Source organism: Herbaspirillum huttiense, assembly GCF_004367745.1.
Lineage (GTDB): Bacteria > Pseudomonadota > Gammaproteobacteria > Burkholderiales > Burkholderiaceae_D > Herbaspirillum > Herbaspirillum huttiense.
Map to the genome: position 1 here is coordinate 2290441 of NZ_CP037993.1, position 16479 is coordinate 2306919.

General features: G+C 59.4%; 28 protein-coding genes and 1 tRNA gene. 28 read left to right on the forward strand and 1 reads right to left on the reverse strand.

The features are described 5' to 3' along the window. Positions 1-108: 108 nt before the first annotated feature. From E2K99_RS10305 to E2K99_RS10330, 6 genes are all read left to right on the forward strand, one after another. Positions 109-717 carry a hypothetical protein gene (locus E2K99_RS10305; RefSeq protein WP_134222149.1) on the forward strand — a complete coding sequence of 203 codons (609 nt, stop codon included), beginning with the start codon at positions 109-111 and terminating at the stop codon, positions 715-717. A gap of 29 nt (positions 718-746) precedes the next feature. After that, on the forward strand, positions 747-1097 hold the full coding sequence (locus tag E2K99_RS10310) for a hypothetical protein (RefSeq protein WP_134222150.1): 351 nt from the start codon (positions 747-749) through the stop codon (positions 1095-1097). A 6-nt stretch (positions 1098-1103) separates the two neighbouring features. Continuing rightward, positions 1104-1367, forward strand: coding sequence for a hypothetical protein (locus E2K99_RS10315; RefSeq protein WP_134222151.1), 264 nt, complete (start codon positions 1104-1106; stop codon positions 1365-1367). A gap of 34 nt (positions 1368-1401) precedes the next feature. After that, positions 1402-1800: a nuclease domain-containing protein gene (locus tag E2K99_RS10320; RefSeq protein ID WP_240733888.1), complete on the forward strand. Its 399-nt coding sequence runs from the start codon at positions 1402-1404 to the stop codon at positions 1798-1800. After that, complete coding sequence (locus E2K99_RS10325) at positions 1797-2705, forward strand: helix-turn-helix domain-containing protein (protein ID WP_134222152.1); 909 nt, start codon at positions 1797-1799, stop codon at positions 2703-2705. Before E2K99_RS10320 ends, E2K99_RS10325 begins: the two co-directional genes overlap by 4 nt. A gap of 231 nt (positions 2706-2936) precedes the next feature. Then, entirely contained in the window at positions 2937-3218 is a 282-nt protein-coding gene (locus tag E2K99_RS10330; RefSeq protein ID WP_134222153.1) for a DUF3310 domain-containing protein, read from the forward strand. 42 nt (positions 3219-3260) lie between these two features. On the opposite strand, the gene E2K99_RS10335 is transcribed toward E2K99_RS10330, so the two are convergent. Beyond that, positions 3261-3635, reverse strand: coding sequence for a hypothetical protein (locus E2K99_RS10335; RefSeq protein WP_134222154.1), 375 nt, complete (start codon positions 3633-3635; stop codon positions 3261-3263). Positions 3636-3728: 93 nt separating this feature from the next. Here E2K99_RS10335 and E2K99_RS10340 point away from each other — a divergent pair, with 93 nt between their 5' ends. From E2K99_RS10340 to E2K99_RS10440, 22 genes are all read left to right on the forward strand, one after another. Next, a complete protein-coding gene (locus E2K99_RS10340; RefSeq protein ID WP_134222155.1) occupies positions 3729-4097 on the forward strand; it encodes a RusA family crossover junction endodeoxyribonuclease in 369 nt (122 codons plus the stop codon). 20 nt (positions 4098-4117) lie between these two features. Beyond that, positions 4118-4447 carry a hypothetical protein gene (locus E2K99_RS10345; RefSeq protein WP_134222156.1) on the forward strand — a complete coding sequence of 110 codons (330 nt, stop codon included), beginning with the start codon at positions 4118-4120 and terminating at the stop codon, positions 4445-4447. 27 nt (positions 4448-4474) lie between these two features. Continuing rightward, positions 4475-4828: a hypothetical protein gene (locus E2K99_RS10350; protein ID WP_134222157.1), complete on the forward strand. Its 354-nt coding sequence runs from the start codon at positions 4475-4477 to the stop codon at positions 4826-4828. Continuing rightward, entirely contained in the window at positions 4825-5058 is a 234-nt protein-coding gene (locus tag E2K99_RS10355) for a hypothetical protein (protein ID WP_134222158.1), read from the forward strand. The genes E2K99_RS10350 and E2K99_RS10355 overlap by 4 nt, the downstream gene beginning before the upstream one ends. Further along, positions 5055-5297 (forward strand): hypothetical protein, encoded by a 243-nt coding sequence (locus E2K99_RS10360; protein ID WP_134222159.1) that lies wholly within the window; start codon positions 5055-5057, stop codon positions 5295-5297. The genes E2K99_RS10355 and E2K99_RS10360 overlap by 4 nt, the downstream gene beginning before the upstream one ends. A 10-nt stretch (positions 5298-5307) precedes the next feature. After that, the gene (locus E2K99_RS26075; protein WP_276321826.1) at positions 5308-5436 is read left to right on the forward strand and encodes a hypothetical protein; all 129 of its coding nucleotides are present in this window, start codon (positions 5308-5310) and stop codon (positions 5434-5436) included. A 10-nt stretch (positions 5437-5446) separates the two neighbouring features. Next, positions 5447-5968, forward strand: coding sequence for a hypothetical protein (locus E2K99_RS10365; protein WP_134222160.1), 522 nt, complete (start codon positions 5447-5449; stop codon positions 5966-5968). 23 nt (positions 5969-5991) lie between these two features. Then, positions 5992-6396, forward strand: a complete 405-nt coding sequence (locus E2K99_RS10370) for a hypothetical protein (RefSeq protein ID WP_134222161.1) — start codon at positions 5992-5994, stop codon at positions 6394-6396. Between the two features lie 177 nt (positions 6397-6573). Then, a complete protein-coding gene (locus E2K99_RS10375) occupies positions 6574-6813 on the forward strand; it encodes a hypothetical protein (protein WP_166675057.1) in 240 nt (79 codons plus the stop codon). A 15-nt stretch (positions 6814-6828) separates the two neighbouring features. Further along, positions 6829-6903: transfer RNA gene (locus tag E2K99_RS10380), tRNA-Gly, on the forward strand. A 64-nt stretch (positions 6904-6967) separates the two neighbouring features. Then, entirely contained in the window at positions 6968-7168 is a 201-nt protein-coding gene (locus E2K99_RS10385) for a hypothetical protein (protein WP_134222162.1), read from the forward strand. Next, positions 7165-8961, forward strand: a complete 1797-nt coding sequence (locus E2K99_RS10390; protein WP_134222163.1) for a fibronectin type III domain-containing protein — start codon at positions 7165-7167, stop codon at positions 8959-8961. The genes E2K99_RS10385 and E2K99_RS10390 overlap by 4 nt, the downstream gene beginning before the upstream one ends. Positions 8962-9046: 85 nt before the next feature. After that, positions 9047-9367 carry an HNH endonuclease gene (locus E2K99_RS10395; RefSeq protein WP_134222164.1) on the forward strand — a complete coding sequence of 107 codons (321 nt, stop codon included), beginning with the start codon at positions 9047-9049 and terminating at the stop codon, positions 9365-9367. A gap of 106 nt (positions 9368-9473) precedes the next feature. Then, the gene (locus E2K99_RS10400) at positions 9474-9917 is read left to right on the forward strand and encodes a terminase small subunit (protein WP_134222165.1); all 444 of its coding nucleotides are present in this window, start codon (positions 9474-9476) and stop codon (positions 9915-9917) included. A gap of 24 nt (positions 9918-9941) precedes the next feature. Continuing rightward, positions 9942-11618 (forward strand): terminase large subunit, encoded by a 1677-nt coding sequence (locus E2K99_RS10405; protein ID WP_134222166.1) that lies wholly within the window; start codon positions 9942-9944, stop codon positions 11616-11618. Positions 11619-11625: 7 nt separating this feature from the next. Further along, positions 11626-12930: a phage portal protein gene (locus tag E2K99_RS10410; protein ID WP_134222167.1), complete on the forward strand. Its 1305-nt coding sequence runs from the start codon at positions 11626-11628 to the stop codon at positions 12928-12930. After that, complete coding sequence (locus E2K99_RS10415) at positions 12908-13753, forward strand: head maturation protease, ClpP-related (protein ID WP_134222168.1); 846 nt, start codon at positions 12908-12910, stop codon at positions 13751-13753. The genes E2K99_RS10410 and E2K99_RS10415 overlap by 23 nt, the downstream gene beginning before the upstream one ends. Continuing rightward, the gene (locus E2K99_RS10420) at positions 13750-14994 is read left to right on the forward strand and encodes a phage major capsid protein (RefSeq protein WP_134222169.1); all 1245 of its coding nucleotides are present in this window, start codon (positions 13750-13752) and stop codon (positions 14992-14994) included. Before E2K99_RS10415 ends, E2K99_RS10420 begins: the two co-directional genes overlap by 4 nt. 67 nt (positions 14995-15061) lie before the next feature. Then, complete coding sequence (locus tag E2K99_RS10425) at positions 15062-15337, forward strand: HeH/LEM domain-containing protein (RefSeq protein ID WP_134222170.1); 276 nt, start codon at positions 15062-15064, stop codon at positions 15335-15337. Continuing rightward, positions 15337-15681, forward strand: a complete 345-nt coding sequence (locus E2K99_RS10430; protein WP_134222171.1) for a head-tail connector protein — start codon at positions 15337-15339, stop codon at positions 15679-15681. The genes E2K99_RS10425 and E2K99_RS10430 overlap by 1 nt, the downstream gene beginning before the upstream one ends. Before the next feature lies 1 nt (position 15682). Beyond that, positions 15683-16021, forward strand: a complete 339-nt coding sequence (locus E2K99_RS10435) for a phage head closure protein (RefSeq protein WP_134222172.1) — start codon at positions 15683-15685, stop codon at positions 16019-16021. Beyond that, positions 16002-16475 (forward strand): HK97 gp10 family phage protein, encoded by a 474-nt coding sequence (locus E2K99_RS10440; protein ID WP_134222173.1) that lies wholly within the window; start codon positions 16002-16004, stop codon positions 16473-16475. The genes E2K99_RS10435 and E2K99_RS10440 overlap by 20 nt, the downstream gene beginning before the upstream one ends. Positions 16476-16479: the final 4 nt, after the last annotated feature.

The following is a 16479-nucleotide window of genomic DNA, read 5'->3' on the forward strand; positions in this document are numbered from 1 at the left end:
TGGTGTGAGAACCAGCAATCTATCACGGAGGGGCTTCCACCCAAATTTGGCGGGTTTGTAGTTTTCTTTCTGCATGCCAACAGAGTATGCATACGGGGATTAAAAGTCATGTTCCACGATACACACGAAAGCCCGATTGGTTCGCTGCGGCGCCACGTTGAGACGTGGAAGAAGCGGACGGGTTTGAGCAACGCGACCATTGCGCAATTCATCGTTGAGGCGCACGAACGCATTGGCGGTCCGGTGCGGACTGGCATCACGTTCGGACGGAGTGGAGACGCTTACAACGACATGAAGGCGCACCAGCAGCGCATCTGGCGCTGGCTGGACGATGTGTCGGACGACAAGAACCTGCTGAGCGCGAACTTCCTGCCTTCCATCGTCGCGGCGCTGCCGACCGATCTGAAAATCAGCTTCTGGAACGAGCTGCTGTCGCATGACGGCTTCTGCGTGGCCAGCCTGGAAGAGGGCGACGGCCAATTCCGCATTACCGACCTGGCGCTGGTGATGAAAGAGGACAGCGAGGCCCACCAGGCATGCGCCGAGGTGATCGGCAGCCCGGACGACATCCAGGCACTGCGCCGGGCCGAGAAGGAAATCACCGAAGCCATCGAGACGAAGAAGCAGGCGCGCGTGCGCATCGGCGCAATGATCCGCGCCATGTCCGCCGTTTCGAAGATATGCCAGCCATTCCGCCGCGACGGCGCCACCCGCTGAAGTCAATCAAATCCCAAGAGGAGAGCCCCATGAGTGCATTTTGCGTATTCGGCGTGAGCCGCACTGACTGCCTGCGCATCGCTGAAAAGAAGGTGAAGCGCTACGACGACGAGAAGAGGCGCAATCTCACGATGGAGGAGTGGCGCGCCCAGGTCGATGCGCTGGCGCAGGATCTGTTCAACACGACCACGCGGCATCGCCAAGTGAGCCCGGCCTTCGATGCACCCCAGTTCGCACGCGAATGGGCGGCACTGGCGCTGCGCAGCGATCAGGTGAAGGGTGCCGATGTTCGTGTGCGCAACATGGTGATGGATGGGGAAGGCAAGCCGTTGAAGCGCAACGGCAAGATCCTCATGACCTGGCAACACTTCGCGGGTTGAGGCGTCATGCAAGCAGAACAGCAAAAGGGCGGGGCGCTCGCCAAGTTGGCCGGCATTTTCTGCCAGGAGCCTCGCTTCCGCGCCTTCCTCGATGAGAAGTGGCAGGACGATGCTCCCTATGATACCCCGGAGAAGGCGGCCGACCTGGTGCGCCGTGTTTGCGAGGTGGACAAGCGCCGCAAGCTGGATCACGACCCGGCCGCCGCTGAGCGCTTTCATGATCGCATCCGCATTCCCTATGTGCGCTGGCAGCTGGGGCGCGATGCTTAAGCGTAAAACACCTCTCCGCCCTGGCACGAAGCCCTTGAAGCGCACCGGGTTTGCCAAGCCGGGCTCCGGCCTGCTGCGCGTTGCATCGTCCCAGATGAAGGCGCGCAAGGCCTCCAAGCCAAAGATGACCAAGATCCGCGCCTCCGCGCGCGATCAGGAATGCACGCTGCGCTTCCCGCTGGTGTGCAACCACCGCACCGATACCACTGTGCTCTGCCACAGCAACCAGCTGAAGGACGGCAAGGGCATGGGCCTGAAGGCTCCGGATACCCGTGCAGCGTATGGCTGCAGCGCCTGCCATGACGTACTGGACGGCCGCGCGCCGCGTCCCGCAGGCATGACCCACGAACAGATGCTGGAGCGCTTCGAAGAGGCGGTCTCGCTGACCCACCAAGTTTTGACCCGCAAGGGTTTGTTGAAGGCTGAACAATGAGTATTGCCCTGATGACACTCGCTTGGAAGACCGATCTGCCAGCTGGCAGGAAATTGGTGCTTCTGGCGCTGTGCGACAACGCCAACGACCAGGGCGAGTGCTACCCATCGGTGCAGTCCATTGCGCTGAAGTGCAGCATGGGCGAACGCACGGTGCAGCAGCATGTCGCGGACATGGAAGGCGAGGGCATCATCACGCGCCTCATGCGCAAAGGCCGCAGCACGGTCTACAAGATCGACCCCCGCAAATTTCGCACCCCCGCAGAATCTGCACCCCTGTCGAATCCTGCACCCACCCCCGCAGAATCTGCACCCCCACCCCCGCAGAATTCGCACCCCACCCCCGCAGATCTCGCACCCATAACCGTCAAGGAACCATCAGTTGAACCATCAAGGAAACGTCAGGGAGCGCGTGGGACGCGCTTGCCCTCGGACTGGGTGCTGACGAAATCGCTTGGCGAATGGACGCTGCAGGAGTTCCCGCACTGGACCGCTGACCGTCTGCGCTCGGTGGCCGCGAAGTTCAAGGACCACTGGCTGGCGCAGCCGGGGCAGAAGGGCAGCAAGGCCGACTGGCTGGCCACCTGGCGGAACTGGTGCCGCCGCGAGGACGAAATGAACCCGCAGGGCAAGCAGGGCGGCAGCGGCGCATGGTTCGCGACGGAGCAGGGCGTGATCGCCAAGGCTGCGGAGCTGGGTCTCAAGACCATCCCTGGCGAATCGGCATTCTCGCTGAAGCAGCGCGTGCAGGAGGCCATCGACAACGGCGGCAGGCCGCCCGTGACGGTATCCGGCCAGCGCGTGGTGTCGGCGCAGCCAAAGGTCGAGGGCAAGGCCGAGGTGTCGCCCGAGAACCGGAACGCCGCCCTGCAGGCCGCGCGTGGGCTGAAGAAGAAGGTGGCGTGATGCGCTGCCTGGACTGCGCACACTGCGACCTTCGCAGCAAGCCGGAAATGGCGAAGCGTGGTTTCGCAACGTGCAAGTTCGTGGAATCAGCCACCTACCCGAGCACTACGACGCAGCGTGAGTGCAGCCACTTCCAGGCTGCGGCGCAAGAAGCCGTGACCAAGCGCGCGGCGTGGCTCCAGGCGCAGCAAGAATTTTTCAGACAGCAAATTATTTGAAGGGAGTATCAGCATGGCAACTCGACGTAACGGACAGATTCCCCCGAAGCGGAACCCCGGTCCGCTGTCCGCGAAGGATCGCCAGGTCGGCGGATCGCATTACAAGGACATGGCCCTGGAGCCGTGGGAGGCCATCGAGAAGTGGCTGACGCCCGAGGAAGTGCGCGGCTACCACAAGGCCACGGCCATCGCATACCTGGCCCGCGAGGGCGCCAAGGGCGGCGACGAGGATATCGCCAAGGCTGCACACCACCTGCAGCGCCTAGTCGAGCTGAATGAGGCGGCTGAATCGTGAGCGCTCAAGAACAGATCTCAAGCCCTCACGTCCGTGTCTTCCTTAGTGGGAAGGAGATTGTGCTGCGGGATCAGCCGAGAATTTTTGTAGAAGCTGGCTCAGGAGGAGGGAGTTCTGATGAGAAAACGCGAAATTCATCCATCCAAAGCCAGGATCTCGGATCTGCAGGAGCGCACCTCCTTGGAGATCCTGCGGAGAAACATGAAACGCCGGGTCAGTCAGCCCACGTTCTAGTACACCAAGCGGCCGATTCTCACCGATGGGCGGTGCCAGGCCTTCGCGCAATTTTCCTAACGCTGCGATGGCTTGATCAATGTATTGCACAGCGAGTTCTCCGCCGTTCGCCAAAGGATCAAGCGTGAGCTTGACAGTGTCGTCCGATTGTTTTTCTACGGAAATTTTTAGCACCTGTTCCATGCGCGTTCCTTTCGTCGTTTCAATTGATCGGGTTGAGAGCCTCAATTGTTGCACGGATGAGAACGCGCACCCTACACACCATGGAGATCTGCAATGAAGCTGGTCGCAGTCACGCTTCCATTCCCGGACAAGGACTTGAATCCGAACAGGGCGAACGGCAAGCACTGGTCTGTCACGTCGGGTTTGCGCAAGAAGGCAAAGCACGTAGGCCACATCCTGGGGCTGGAGGCCGCGCACAGGGCTGGATGGGAGCCGCACGGCCAGGACGTGCCGCTGCGCATCACCTTCGAGATGCCGGATCGCCGGTGGCGCGACCGCGACAACCTGCTTGCCGCAATGAAGCCGAGTCTGGACGGAATTGCATGTGCGCTCGGGGTGGACGACAGCCAGTTCGAGCCTGTGACGCTGCGCCGCACGTATGGCCGCCAGCCTGGCGCAGTGCATATCGAGATCGGCGGCTGACATCCACCCTTGGAGGGCATATGCAGAAGGGGAAAAGCATTCGTGAGCATGTGGCGGAATACCTGGAAGAGCACCCCGGTTCTCTGATGTGGGAAATCCAGTGCGCCATCTTGCAGCTCGGCATTTCCTCCAATTTTGGCGTGGCTTCGGTGATTCGCAATATGTCGGCGTGCGGGGCCTTGGAGGTGGACAAGACGAATTACAAGGCATTCCGCTACTCCCTGAAGGAAGAAGCTCGCGCCGTGTACCTGGTCGATGCATCCCGCTTTGAGGTGCCGCCGGAGCTGGCTGGCCCTGCTGTTCCACCGCTGGTCTGGTCGATGCGCCATCTGCTCGGCCATGCCGTTTGATTGATAAGAAGCAACTAGGAGAGATACATGCAAAACGTTCAAGCGGCCGCTGCTCCGCTGGTACTCATTCAGCCCGCCCCGGTGGCGCGCGATCAGGACGGCTACTGGGTCCACCCTGAAGAGCCCGACTTCGATGAAGACTGGCAGGCCTACAAAGCTTGGATCGCTGCGCAGGGCTTGGAGCTGAAGATCGATGACCTGGAAGACTATCCGGACCACGCAGCTCATCACCGCTACTTCGAGGAAGGCGAAGCCGACATCAGTGACTGGGTGAGCGAGCGCCCCGCCGGAGAAGGCTGGTTCACGCTGTCGATCCACATGACCGAAGACAGTGCAGTGTGGGTTTGGGCGCGTCGGCGGCAGGAGGGCGCTGCAGCATGAGCGTCCCATCTACCGCAGATCGCTTCATTGAGCTGATGGCTGCTATCAAGTCCCTTGACGCTGGAAACGAAGAGCCGATGCGCCATGCTGTCCGCCGTCTTCGGAACAATGCCACTGGGATTCTGGAGGCGGCCATTACCGAGGCCTGGGTGATGGTGGATGTTGCTCAGCAAATCCCTGGGGACTGCGCCGAAGCCATCGCAGATGCGAAGAAAGAAGGTGCCGCATGATCGCCGCCATCCCCGCCGAAGACCGGCCGAGCATCATCCGCCAGAGCATCCCCGAGCCAGGCCAGGACCGCGCGCAGGCATTGAAGACATCGCGGATCGAGGCCGCGCACCACTATTCCAACGTCCTGCCCAGGCGCTTCAGCGTGCAGCTGCGGGCCAAGATCAACGGCGGCCCGCTGATTTGCTTGAGCTGCGGCGCGAAGACCAATGAAGACGGCGACCTGCCGTGCGACCACTGAGGGGGGCGAGATGCGCGGTGATGATGTGGAGCTGATTCTGACGCTACTGGCGCTCTTCGGGGCATTCGGCGGCGCGCTGGCGGTGCTGCTGCGCCATCTTGCCCGAGAAGGCAGCGCAGGCGCTGACAGGAAGAAATAAGGAGAAGTACATGCGCCAGTCGCGTTTTACAGCATTGCAGCAGGGTTTGAATGCCACCGCGAAGAAGGTTTTCGCCGTGGTGCCTATCGCGGAGCATTGGACCTCAACCCAGATCGTGGCCGAAATGCGGCGCCAGGGAAGCGCTATCGACATGCGGGTGGCCGGCGGCTGCATCGCGGCGCTGTTGAGCGCTGGTCTTGTGGTGGAGGGCAAGCCAGGGCATTACGCCCGCGTGAAGGTGAACGAGCACGGCGCGAAGCACGAGGAGCCTGCGCCTCGTCGGGCAATTGAATTTCAAAAGGAGAGCAAAGTGTCGCAAACGACAAATATGCAGGCAAAGCCGAATCAGTCCGCTATTGCCAAGCTTGGGGCGCTTTCTGAGCGTGCTGTGGCCATTGGCATGATGCTCAAGACGCTCAGCGACGACATTGCGAAGGCGGCAATCGAGATCGATGACGAGGCAGCGGCGCGCGAAATCGAAACTGGGAAGATTCGCCAGCTGCAGCAGCTGCTGAAGGAGATTGGCGGATGAGCCCGACAGCGACGAACGAGCGCATGAGCGATAAGCAGCTGGACGCCTACTGCGAGGAGTGGCTGTGGTGGTGCCACACGCGCAAGTTCTACTTGCAGGCCGGAGCACAGAACGTGCTGGCGCGCTTCCAGGCAGGGAAGGTGAAGGAGCCGCCCAACGCGCGCAACAGTGCCGAGATGCAGTTCTTCAATGCTGCGGTGTATGCCATGGCAGATATGAAAGAGCATGCCGAGGCCTTCGCGTGCTTCCGCCTGATGTACATCGAGAAGGCAGGCCACGTGAAGCGCCTGGCAGATGAGAGAGGTATCTCGCAAAAGACCTATTACAACCGGGCTCGCACATTTGTTCGTAAGGCGATTTCACTCTCGCGCAGCTTTCAAGTGGCGCAGCAGTCCTTCGATGCCGAGAACCGCGTCGCGAGTGTGTAATTAAAATTACACATAATAGTTCTGGCCGAGATTACACTTTTCCCGCTAAAATCGGGGTCATTCAGATAGTCTGAAAAAGTGTCAGAAAAATTTCGATGAAGCCCCGGTCCAATTGGACGGGGCTTTTTTGTTGCCCTTTTGCTTGATGTGGGGGGGGCTTGAGCCCAGGAGAAGAGAATGTCGAAGATGCGCGCCAAGATGCAGTTGAACAAGATCGAGCAATTCCCCGGTTGCGAAGTGCTTCACTTCAATGCTGTGGCTGCCGCGAAGTATCCGGAGGATGGTAGTGACGAAGACAACACCTTCGCCAAGTTCTCGCCCTCGGCCACCCTGAGCCTGACCGTCGCAAATCCTGCGCTGATCGGGCAATTCAAGCCCGGTGAGAAGTATTACGTCGATTTCACTCCGGTGGAGTGAAGTCGAAGGCTTTCTGCGTCCGTAGCTCAATGGTAGAGCCGCTGCCTTCCAAGCAGATGACGAGGAGTTCGATTCTCCCCTGACGCTCCATGATGTCTCCTCCCTCTTGAGGGTTTGCCCGCCACGTGCGGGCTTTTTTATTTCCGGTGCTCATATGCTCGCTGATGTCGGTTTGAATAGCCCGCTGGGTTTGTCGGATACCTGGACGGAGTGGTGTGATGTCGAGATCACCAAAGACGGCAGTGATCGGGTGGTGAGCATCGTTGCGTCTCGTCCAGATGGCGCTGTGTTCACCAAAACCATTTCCTACAACGGCAGCAAGACCAACATTTCGAAGTGGACGAAAACGGCATGAGTATTACTTCGGCAATGGTTGAGGCGGGCATTTTGGGGCTCGCAAAGATCCCTGTTGTTATCAGTGGAAGTCTCGGTGCCGGCAACGTGCTGACTGCGTCGCTGCGCCCCGGCTACTCGGCCACAGGATTCCAGTGGACCCGCAACGGATCGGATATCTCCGGCCAGACTGCCTCCACCTATACCCAATTGACCACGGATCGCGGTTCTGTGATTGGCTGCCGAGCCACAGGCTTGGCATATTCGGGCAGCGCCGGAACCGTACCAGTGGTTGCGCCTGGCGCTCCGACCGGGGTTTCGGTATCCGCCGGTAACGGTTCGGTTACAGGTGCATTCTCTGCCCCGGCAGACAACGGCGGCAGTGCGATCACCGGCTATCAAATGCCGGTCTATCGTGCTTCGGATAACCTCTTGCTCGGTACGGCCACGGGTGCCGCCAGCCCTTTGACACTCAGCGGCCTCCCCAACGGGGTTCCGGTGTATATCAAAGTGGCTGCAGTAAGCGCGGTCGGCGTCGGCGCGCAGTCAGCACCTTCTGCTTCGGTTTCGCCAACGCCGAACACCAACAAAATCGGCACGCTGAAAATGCGGTCGAACGACTCCTATGTGACTGGAGCCAGTGGACTCCGCACAAGCCACGGAAAATTCGAGGTCGAGGCCGATTTCGAGGCCGTGCGTGTCGTCTACATGAACAAATACGGCAGCGGCACGATGCCGAACATCGAAGCCTTGGTAGGGGTGACCGACACCATGGCGTTGAACACCGTGGCCAATTGTTTCTACCCGACAGCGAATGGCGTCGCCTACAACTCCATGGCTACTGGCGGCGGCATGGGCTGGAGCCGCGTGACGTTCGGCGGGGCGAACATCGGTGTTCCTGCGGTGAATTCGGGCGGGTCCAATGGTTGCACCTATCTGGTCTCCGACTGGATTCCATTGAATTCGATTCCCCGCACAGACGTTGTTGGCGGTCGCCCGGGGATCGTGGTGCGGCTTGCTAACAGTCTTGCTGGTGCTGGCATCATCATCACCAACGGCTCTTTGTCCTCGACCTACAATACGAAGCGGGGCCAGCCGTACTACCGCGAGTGGGTAACGTCCGACGTAAACAACGACGGCGTGAACACGCTCACCAATGCACCCCCGGTTTCCACTAGCGCCGGATGGGAGATGGCATATTTCCTTGAGTTCAAGTTCAAAAATCCGGTTCGCAACGTGCATATTACCGGCGACTCGCGGAAGTCTGCGGCCTACAACTCCAGCGGAACTAGCTGGGAGATTGTCGGACTGCGCGGGCTGTCAACTCCAGCATCGCCAATCTGCATCTCTAACTTCGCGGGCAGCGGTCACTCTCAGCAGCAATTCTTGAAGCTTCTGACCGACTACTGGACGGCTGGAGGAAATTACCCGACCGACGCCTCGATTCCCGCTTTCTCGCAAAACGGTTTCACTGACCAATCGACATATGCGTCGGCTCAGTCCGCCGTACTGGCGACAATAGCCGCCCAGAAAATCAAGCTGTTCCAGGACTCTGACTATGCAGTCAACGGCTACGCTGGGGCGAAGGAGACGGAGCGCCAGAAGTGCATCACTGCGGCAAAAACACTGGCTGCGAGCGGTGCTTCTACTTACGTCGACATTGATACGGTAATCTCGGACTACTCAGTCTCGCCGCCTATCATGAAAGCAATTTACGACGATCAGGGCAGCGGGCCGGGCACCGGTGATCACATCCACGCGAACCAGGCCGGGCAAGATCAGATGATGGCAGTGTTGCAAGCGGCTTGGTCCTAGCCATCAGCCCGGTGAGAATTAGTGGAGTTGGGAAATTACCTGTAGTGCTTCTTGAGATCGGTACATTTAAGAGATAAGCGCAGTAATGTCTTCTTCAAAACTAAAGATGCTGAAGCAGCGATTGTCGCCAACATCTATGAGCCGGGTCCTTATCATGGCTGAAAGCACTCCCCGCATTCGCGGTCGGCAGTGGATGAAGATCAAGACCGATGCCTTAATGGCATCTGATCATTGGTGTGTGTTATGCCTGGCTGAAGGCAGGCAGACCATTGCAGTAGAGGTCGATCACAAGACGCCTTTGTGGCGAGGCGGATCCAACGAGCAGAGCAACCTTCAAGGTCTTTGCAAGGATCACCACGACGAGAAAACGGCGCGTGAGGCTGCTGAACGAGCCAGGGGAGAATGATCCGGAGGTGTTGCCCACCGGGGGTATCGAAAGTTGATGAGGTGAAACCTCGGAAACCTCATGCCTTCCCACGCGCAGAAAAAATCCCCTTTTAGGAGTTTTGTTAATGGCATTAACAGCTAAAAAGAAGCTGTTTGCCGATGCGGTGATGCGCGGGAAGTCCAACAGGGACGCGGCTATCGAGGCCGGTTACAGTGCCGCGACTGCCTCGGCAGCAGGATCGCGACTTGTTAAAGACCCCGCCGTCGCTGAATATCTGAAAAAGTGCCGAGGGGAAACTAAAGAGGTGCCGCCCAAGCCGGCGACGAGCCCTTTTGATATCAATCGGGCGCTCCAATACAGTGACCCTCAAGCGTTCTTGCTGGCAACAATGAATGACTCCGGGACGGAGAATAAGCTGCGTATCGATGCGGCTAAAGCACTGATGCCTTTCATGCATCAGAGGTTGGGCGAGGGCGGGAAAAAGGATGCGAAGGACGAGGCGGCTAAGAAGGCTGCCAGCAAATTCGGCGCGCTGCCGCCACCCTTGAGGCTAGTCAATAAGGGCTAGCCGAAACAATAGACGGAAGCTTCGATGCCTGCTTGGTCAACTGCCTGCCCGGACTGGGGCGCAAAACTGAAGGGCGGCGCATCGATCATTCCGCCGCCCATTTTCCCGGAAGAGGCCGAGCGAGCGCTAGCGATTTTCAAGCAACTGAAGATTGTGGATGCGCCGGGCTCCCCGACGTTTGGCGAAGCGGCCGCGCAATGGGTATTTGATCTGGTTGCATCAGTTTTCGGCGCGTATGACCCGGAGAGCGGTCGGCGGCTGATTACGGAGTGGTTCGTTTGTATCCCCAAGAAGAACAGTAAGTCCAGCTTGGCGGCGGGCATCATGATGACCGCCTTGATCCTGAATTGGCGGCTGTCTGCGGAATACACAATCTTAGCCCCTACTATTGAGGTGGCGAACAATAGTTTCGCGCCAAGCCGCGACATGGTGAAGCACGAGGAGGAGCTTGACGACCTCTTCCAAGTGCAGACGCATATCAAGACCATCACTCACCGCACCACGGATGCGACGTTGAAAGTTGTTGCTGCTGATGCAAATACGGTCGGCGGCAAAAAAAGCGTCGGTACGCTGATCGACGAGCTGCACCTTTTCGGCGAGCAGGCTGATGCTGAACAGATGTTCCGTGAGGCTATAGGGGGCTTGGCATCGCGTCCGGAGGGGTTCGTTATCTACCTCACCACCCAGTCTGCAGAGCCACCGGCGGGTGTTTTCCGCGAGAAGTTGCAGTACGCGCGGGATGTGCGTGATGGAAAGATTCATGACCCCCGATTCCAGCCGGTGATCTTCGAACATCCGCCAGAAATGGTGGCTTCGAAGGCCCATCTGCTCAAGGAAAATCTGGCGCTGGTCAATCCGAATCTTGGCTATTCGGTAGATGAGGAGTTTCTCTATCGGGAATACGACAAGTCCAAGGCTAGTAGCGAAGAATCCTTTCGCGGATTCCTTGCGAAGCATGGCAACGTGGAAATCGGACTGGCCCTCCGGTCTGATCGGTGGTCAGGCGCAGACCAATGGGAGCGTCAGGCCACACGCCCAGGCTTGACGCTGAAACATTTGCTGGAAGAGTGCGAGGTGATCGACGTCGGCGCTGACGGTGGCGGCAATGATGACTGGCTCGGGCTTGCGGCCGCTGGGCGCCACAAGGTCACCCGTGAGTGGTTGCTCTGGACGCATGCCTGGGTAAATCCCCCGGCACTGGAGCTGCGGAAGTCCGAGGTGCCAGCCTGGCGGGATTATGCGAAGTTGGGTGAGTTGACGATATGTGCATCGGTTGGCCCTGACGTCATCGAGATGGCTGAAATGGTTGCATCCATCGAGCAGGCTGGACTTCTGGACAAGGTCGGCGTTGATCCTGGTGGTATGGGCGGGATTCTGGATGCGCTGATCGAGGCCGGTGTGCCGCAGGACAAGATCGTAGGTATTTCGCAGGGCTGGAAGCTTGGCGGCGCCATCAAGACCACCGAGCGCAAGCTGGCGGAGGGTGTGCTGGTGCACGGCGGACAAAAGATGATGAATTACTGCGTCAGCAATGCCAAGGTGGAGCCCAAAGGAAACGCCATTCTGATCACCAAGCAGGCCTCTGGTACCGCGAAGATCGACCCCTTGATGGCAACCTTCAATGCAATTTCCTTGCTGTCGCTGAACCCAGCGCCAGCAATCAACACGATTTACGAGCGGCGAGGCATTCGCTTCGCTTAAGGATCCCATGCGACTGTTTGACTACTTCCGCTCTTCGGCGTTGGAGCAGGCCGACTTGCGCCCGCCGATGGAGATATCCCGGTTGGAGCCAGTACTGGAGCAGACGCTTGCGCCCAGGGCGGAGCCTCAAGGCGGCTTGGTCTTCAATGGACTGAACGATCCGGCATTTCTGGAATATGTGAGGGGATCGCAGGCTGCCGGTGGTCCTGGTGCGCTGAAGGCACTGCGCAATATGGCAGTGCTTCGCTGCGTTACGTTGATATCGGAAGCCATCGGCATGCTGCCGTTCAATCTGATGTACAGCGATCCAGGGAAGGGCAACGCAACGGAGCACCCGGCCTTCCGCCTGCTCAAGTATCGCCCGAATAGCTGGCAGACGCCGCTGGAATTCAAGCGGCTGATGGAGTTTCACTTGATGTTCAAGGGCAACGCTTATGCCCGTGTCATCAAGTCCGGCTCGCGACCGGTGGCCTTGATTCCAATGCACCCGGATCGTGTAGAGCCGCAGCTCTCGAACACATGGGAAATGACCTATGTTTTCACGCGGCCCGATGGGCAGCGCGTCGTTCTGCCTGCATCCGAGGTCTTCCATCTGCGCGACCTCAGTGAGGATGGCATCAAGGGGCAGTCTCGCGTTCGCCTCGCGGGCGGCGCCATCGATCTGGCCTTGAAGGCCGAGCAGGCGGCGTCTCGCACCTTCGAATCGGGCGTCATGGCCGGTGGGGCTCTTGAATTTCCGCATGAGTTGTCGGATCGGGCCTACGACCGCATCAAGAATTCCTTGCGCGACGAGCATAGCGGGGCTGAAAACTCCGGGAAATTCATGATCCTGGAGGGTGGCGGCAAGGCCGGCAAGTTCTCCGATACGGCATCCGCCGCCCAGCATGTCGAGAATCGCGGCATGCAGATCGAGGAGGTCGCTCGCGCTTTCGGTGTGCCGCGCCCGCTGATGATGATGGATGACACTGCCTGGGGCAGCGGCATCGAGCAGCTGGCCATTTTCTTCGTGCAGTACGCACTGGCCTTCCGTTTCACGAATTGGGAGCAGTCGGCCGCCCGCGTCTTACTGACCGAATCCGAACTCGATCAGGTGCAGTTCAAGTTCAACGAGCGCGCTCTGTTGCGCGGCACGTTGGAGGCGCAAGCGAACTTCTTCACTAAGGCGCTGGGCGCAGGCGGCCAGGCGCCCTGGATGACGCAAAACGAGGTGAGAAAGCTCAGTGACCTCCCCGAGTCGGACGAGCCGCAAGCCAATTCCCTGAAGAACCAAATGTCAAAGGCACCCAACAATGAGCCACCTAAAGCTCCCTGAAATCAAGGCTGACCATCGGCTGAACGGCGAATTTGAAATGCCGGAGGATGCGCTGGAGCGCTGGAATCCCGAAATCCGCGCAGCGAAGGAGGATGCCGATACGTCGATCTCCGTCTATGGCGCCATCGGCGACACCTGGGACGGGAATGGTGTGACCGCTCGCCGCATCTCGGCAGCGCTGCGCGCCATCGGCGAGCGCGACGTTACGGTCAATGTGAATTCGCCGGGCGGCGACTTCTTCGAGGGTGTAGCTATTTACAACCTGCTACGCGAGCACAAGGCCAAGGTTACCGTGAATGTCCTGGGCTTGGCCGCCTCCGCCGGATCTATCATCGCCATGGCCGGTGATGAGATCCGGATGGGTGAGGGGACTCACCTGATGATCCACAATGCCTGGGCTGTCGTCGTCGGCAATCGTCACGACCTGGCCGATTCAGCTGAGGTCATGGCGACCTTCGACGCCTCCATGGCGGGCCTGTACGCAGCCCGTACCGGCCTTTCGTCGGAGACCGTGGCGGACATGATGGACAAGGAAACCTGGCTGACGCCGGCAGACGCTATCAGAGACGGGTTTGCCACCGGCATGCTCTCGGCCGCCGATATCAAGTCCGATCCGAAGGCCAATAGCCAGCAGCGCGCCAAGGCGCTCATCGATGTGGCCATGGCAAAGGCAGGTCATTCCCGCTCCGTGCGCAAGGACGTTTTCAAGAATCTGTTTTCCGGCACGCCTAGCGCTGCCGACCCACCGGCCACGCCCAGCGCTGGCACCAATGAAATCGCAGCGCTGCTGCAATCCACTATCGAAACTCTGAAAGGTCAATGATGCAACAATCGAACATCATCACCCGTCGTCGCGGCATCATGGGCGTGCGTGCTGACACCGGCTCGCTGCCGCCCGAGCTGCGCCAGTCCGTGGAGGCCATGAACAAGGCTTTCTCGGACTTCAAGGCCGAGCACACCAAGCAGCTGGACGACATCCGCAAGGGCCTGCCGTCGGCTGACCAGACCGCCAAGGTCGAGGCGATCAACGCGACCTTGGACAAGCTGCAGAAGGAAGTCGCGGAAGCCCACACCAAAATCGCGGCTTCCCAGATGAGCGGCGGCGAGAAGAAGCTGCGCGATGCCGAATACACCGGTGCCTTCCAGTCCCACATGCGCTCCGGGGAGATCCAGGCCTCGCTCAGCAAGGGATCGGCCGAAGATGGTGGCTACACCACCCCGGTTGAATGGGATCGGACCATCACCGACAAGCTGGTTCTGGTCTCCCCGATTCGTTCCATCGCCTCGGTGATGTCGACCTCCAAGGCCGGCTTCAGCAAGCTGTTCAACATGCACGGCACCGGCAGTGGCTGGGTCGGTGAGGCAGATGCCCGCCCGGAAACCAACAGCCCGAAGCTGAAGCCGCTGACTTTCTCCCATGGCGAGATCTACGCCAACCCCTCGGCAACCCAGCAGCTCCTCGACGATTCCGAGATCGACATCGAGCAATGGCTGGCGACCGAAATCGAGACCGAGTTCGCCAAGCAGGAAGGCGCCGCCTTCGTCTCGGGTGACGGCAACAAGAAGCCGATGGGCCTGCTGACCTACGTGACCGGCGGTGCCAATGCTGCTGTTCACCCGCTCGGTGCTATCGCACTGATCAACAGCGGCGCGGCCGCTGCGCTGACTTCTGATTGCATCATCGACCTGATCTACGGCCTGCCGTCGGCTTTCGCCGGCAATGCCCGCTTCATCATGAACCGGAATACCCAAGGCGCGGCCCGCAAGCTCAAGGACGGCCAGGGCAACTACCTTTGGCAGCCATCCTACGTTGCCGGTCAGCCGGCGACCCTGGCCGGTTATCCCATCACCGAAGTGCCTGATATGCCCAACGTGGCCGCCAATGCGGTGCCGATCATGTTCGGTGACTTCAAGCAGGGTTACCAGATCATCGACCGCATCGGCATCCGCGTGCTCCGCGATCCGTACACCAACAAGCCCTACGTGCAGTTCTACACCACCAAGCGCGTCGGTGGCGGCCTGCTCAACCCTGAGCCGCTGAAAGGCCTGAAGGTTTCGGCTTAATCTGCGCTGGGTCAATCTGAGGGGGGGAGGGCGCGGGTCGTGCTCTTCCCCTTCATAGGAGAAATGTATGAGTTTGCGAGTTTTTGCGAAGGCGTTCGAAGGTGTGCGCGATGGCGAGATCTATCCGCAGCAGTTCTCGAAGGGCGATGAGTGCCCGCCTGAGCTGGTGGCCGGCGCACTTGCGCTCGGCGCGCTGGAGCGTTCCATCGACGAAATGACCGTCCCGCAGTTGAAGGCGGCGCTGGATGATCTGAAGATCAACTATGCCCAGAACGCCAAGAAGGAAGAGCTGGTCGAGCAGTTGAAGGCGGCCGAGCAATCGAAGGCAGCAGAGGCGAACTGATGGGCCTGGTCAGCAGGGACATTGCGCTCCAGCATTGCAAGGCAGATTCGGGCGCCGAAGATGATCTGATGGATATTTACCTGGCTGCAGCGGAGCAGGCGGCTGCGGATTATCTCAATCGGCAAATCTTCGCGGACCAGGCTGCGCTTGATGCTGCGGTGGCGGCCGGCACCGGTGGCGTCGAGCCCATCGTGGTGGATGCTGCCATCAAGGCCGCGATCTTGCTGACCTGCGGGCATTTGTACGCCAATCGGGAGGATGTGGTGATCGGCGCCACGGCCGTCGCCCTTCCGAACGGGGCCCAAGCACTGCTGCGGCCGAAACGCAACAACATGGGGCCGTAGCATGCGCGCAGGTCAATTGAATCGAAGGATATCGCTCCAGCGGAAACTTGAGGCAAAGAACGATGTCGGCGATATCGTCAAGTCTTGGGCTGAGCTCTCTAAGACATGGGCGCGGAAGATTGACATCTCCGGCCGCGAACTTGATGCGGCGATGTCAATCAGCCCGGAGGTATCTGTGAAGTTTCTCGTTCGCTACCGTGAAGATATTGAGCACGGTATGCGCATCGTGCTGGAAGGAAAGGCTTACCGCGTTATTTCGGCACTCGATAAAAAGGGAAACCGGGAGGAGCTGCAAGTCTATTGCACGAAGGGTCTTCTTGATGGCGACGATGCAAGTTGATGGATTCGAAGATGTCGTCCGCATGCTGGAGGATCTGCCAGAGAAGGTCGGTTCTGATGCATTGCGATCTGCAGCCAATGCGGGTGCTTCAATCATCAAATCCGAGGTGATTGCTCGGGCGCCTCGGAAAAGGGGAATTCTGGCAGACAACATTTACCAGAAGCATATTGACGAGATTTCCTCCGCAACCTCGCAGACCTATCACGTATCTTGGAGAAAGACGGGTAAGGACGACGTTCCATTTTATGGCGTCTGGGTCGAGTATGGGCACTGGTACATACCGCCAAAACCTGATGGCATCACTTGGAAGAGGCATCGAGCAGAGGCGAAGCCGATCTTTGTTGCGGCCCATCCTTTCCTGCGTCCGGGTTACGAGGCGAAGAAGGATGTCGCGCTCACGGCGATGCGAGAGAAATTGAAGGAGCGTGTAGCCGAGGCGCTTAAGGGGAGGTAATGCT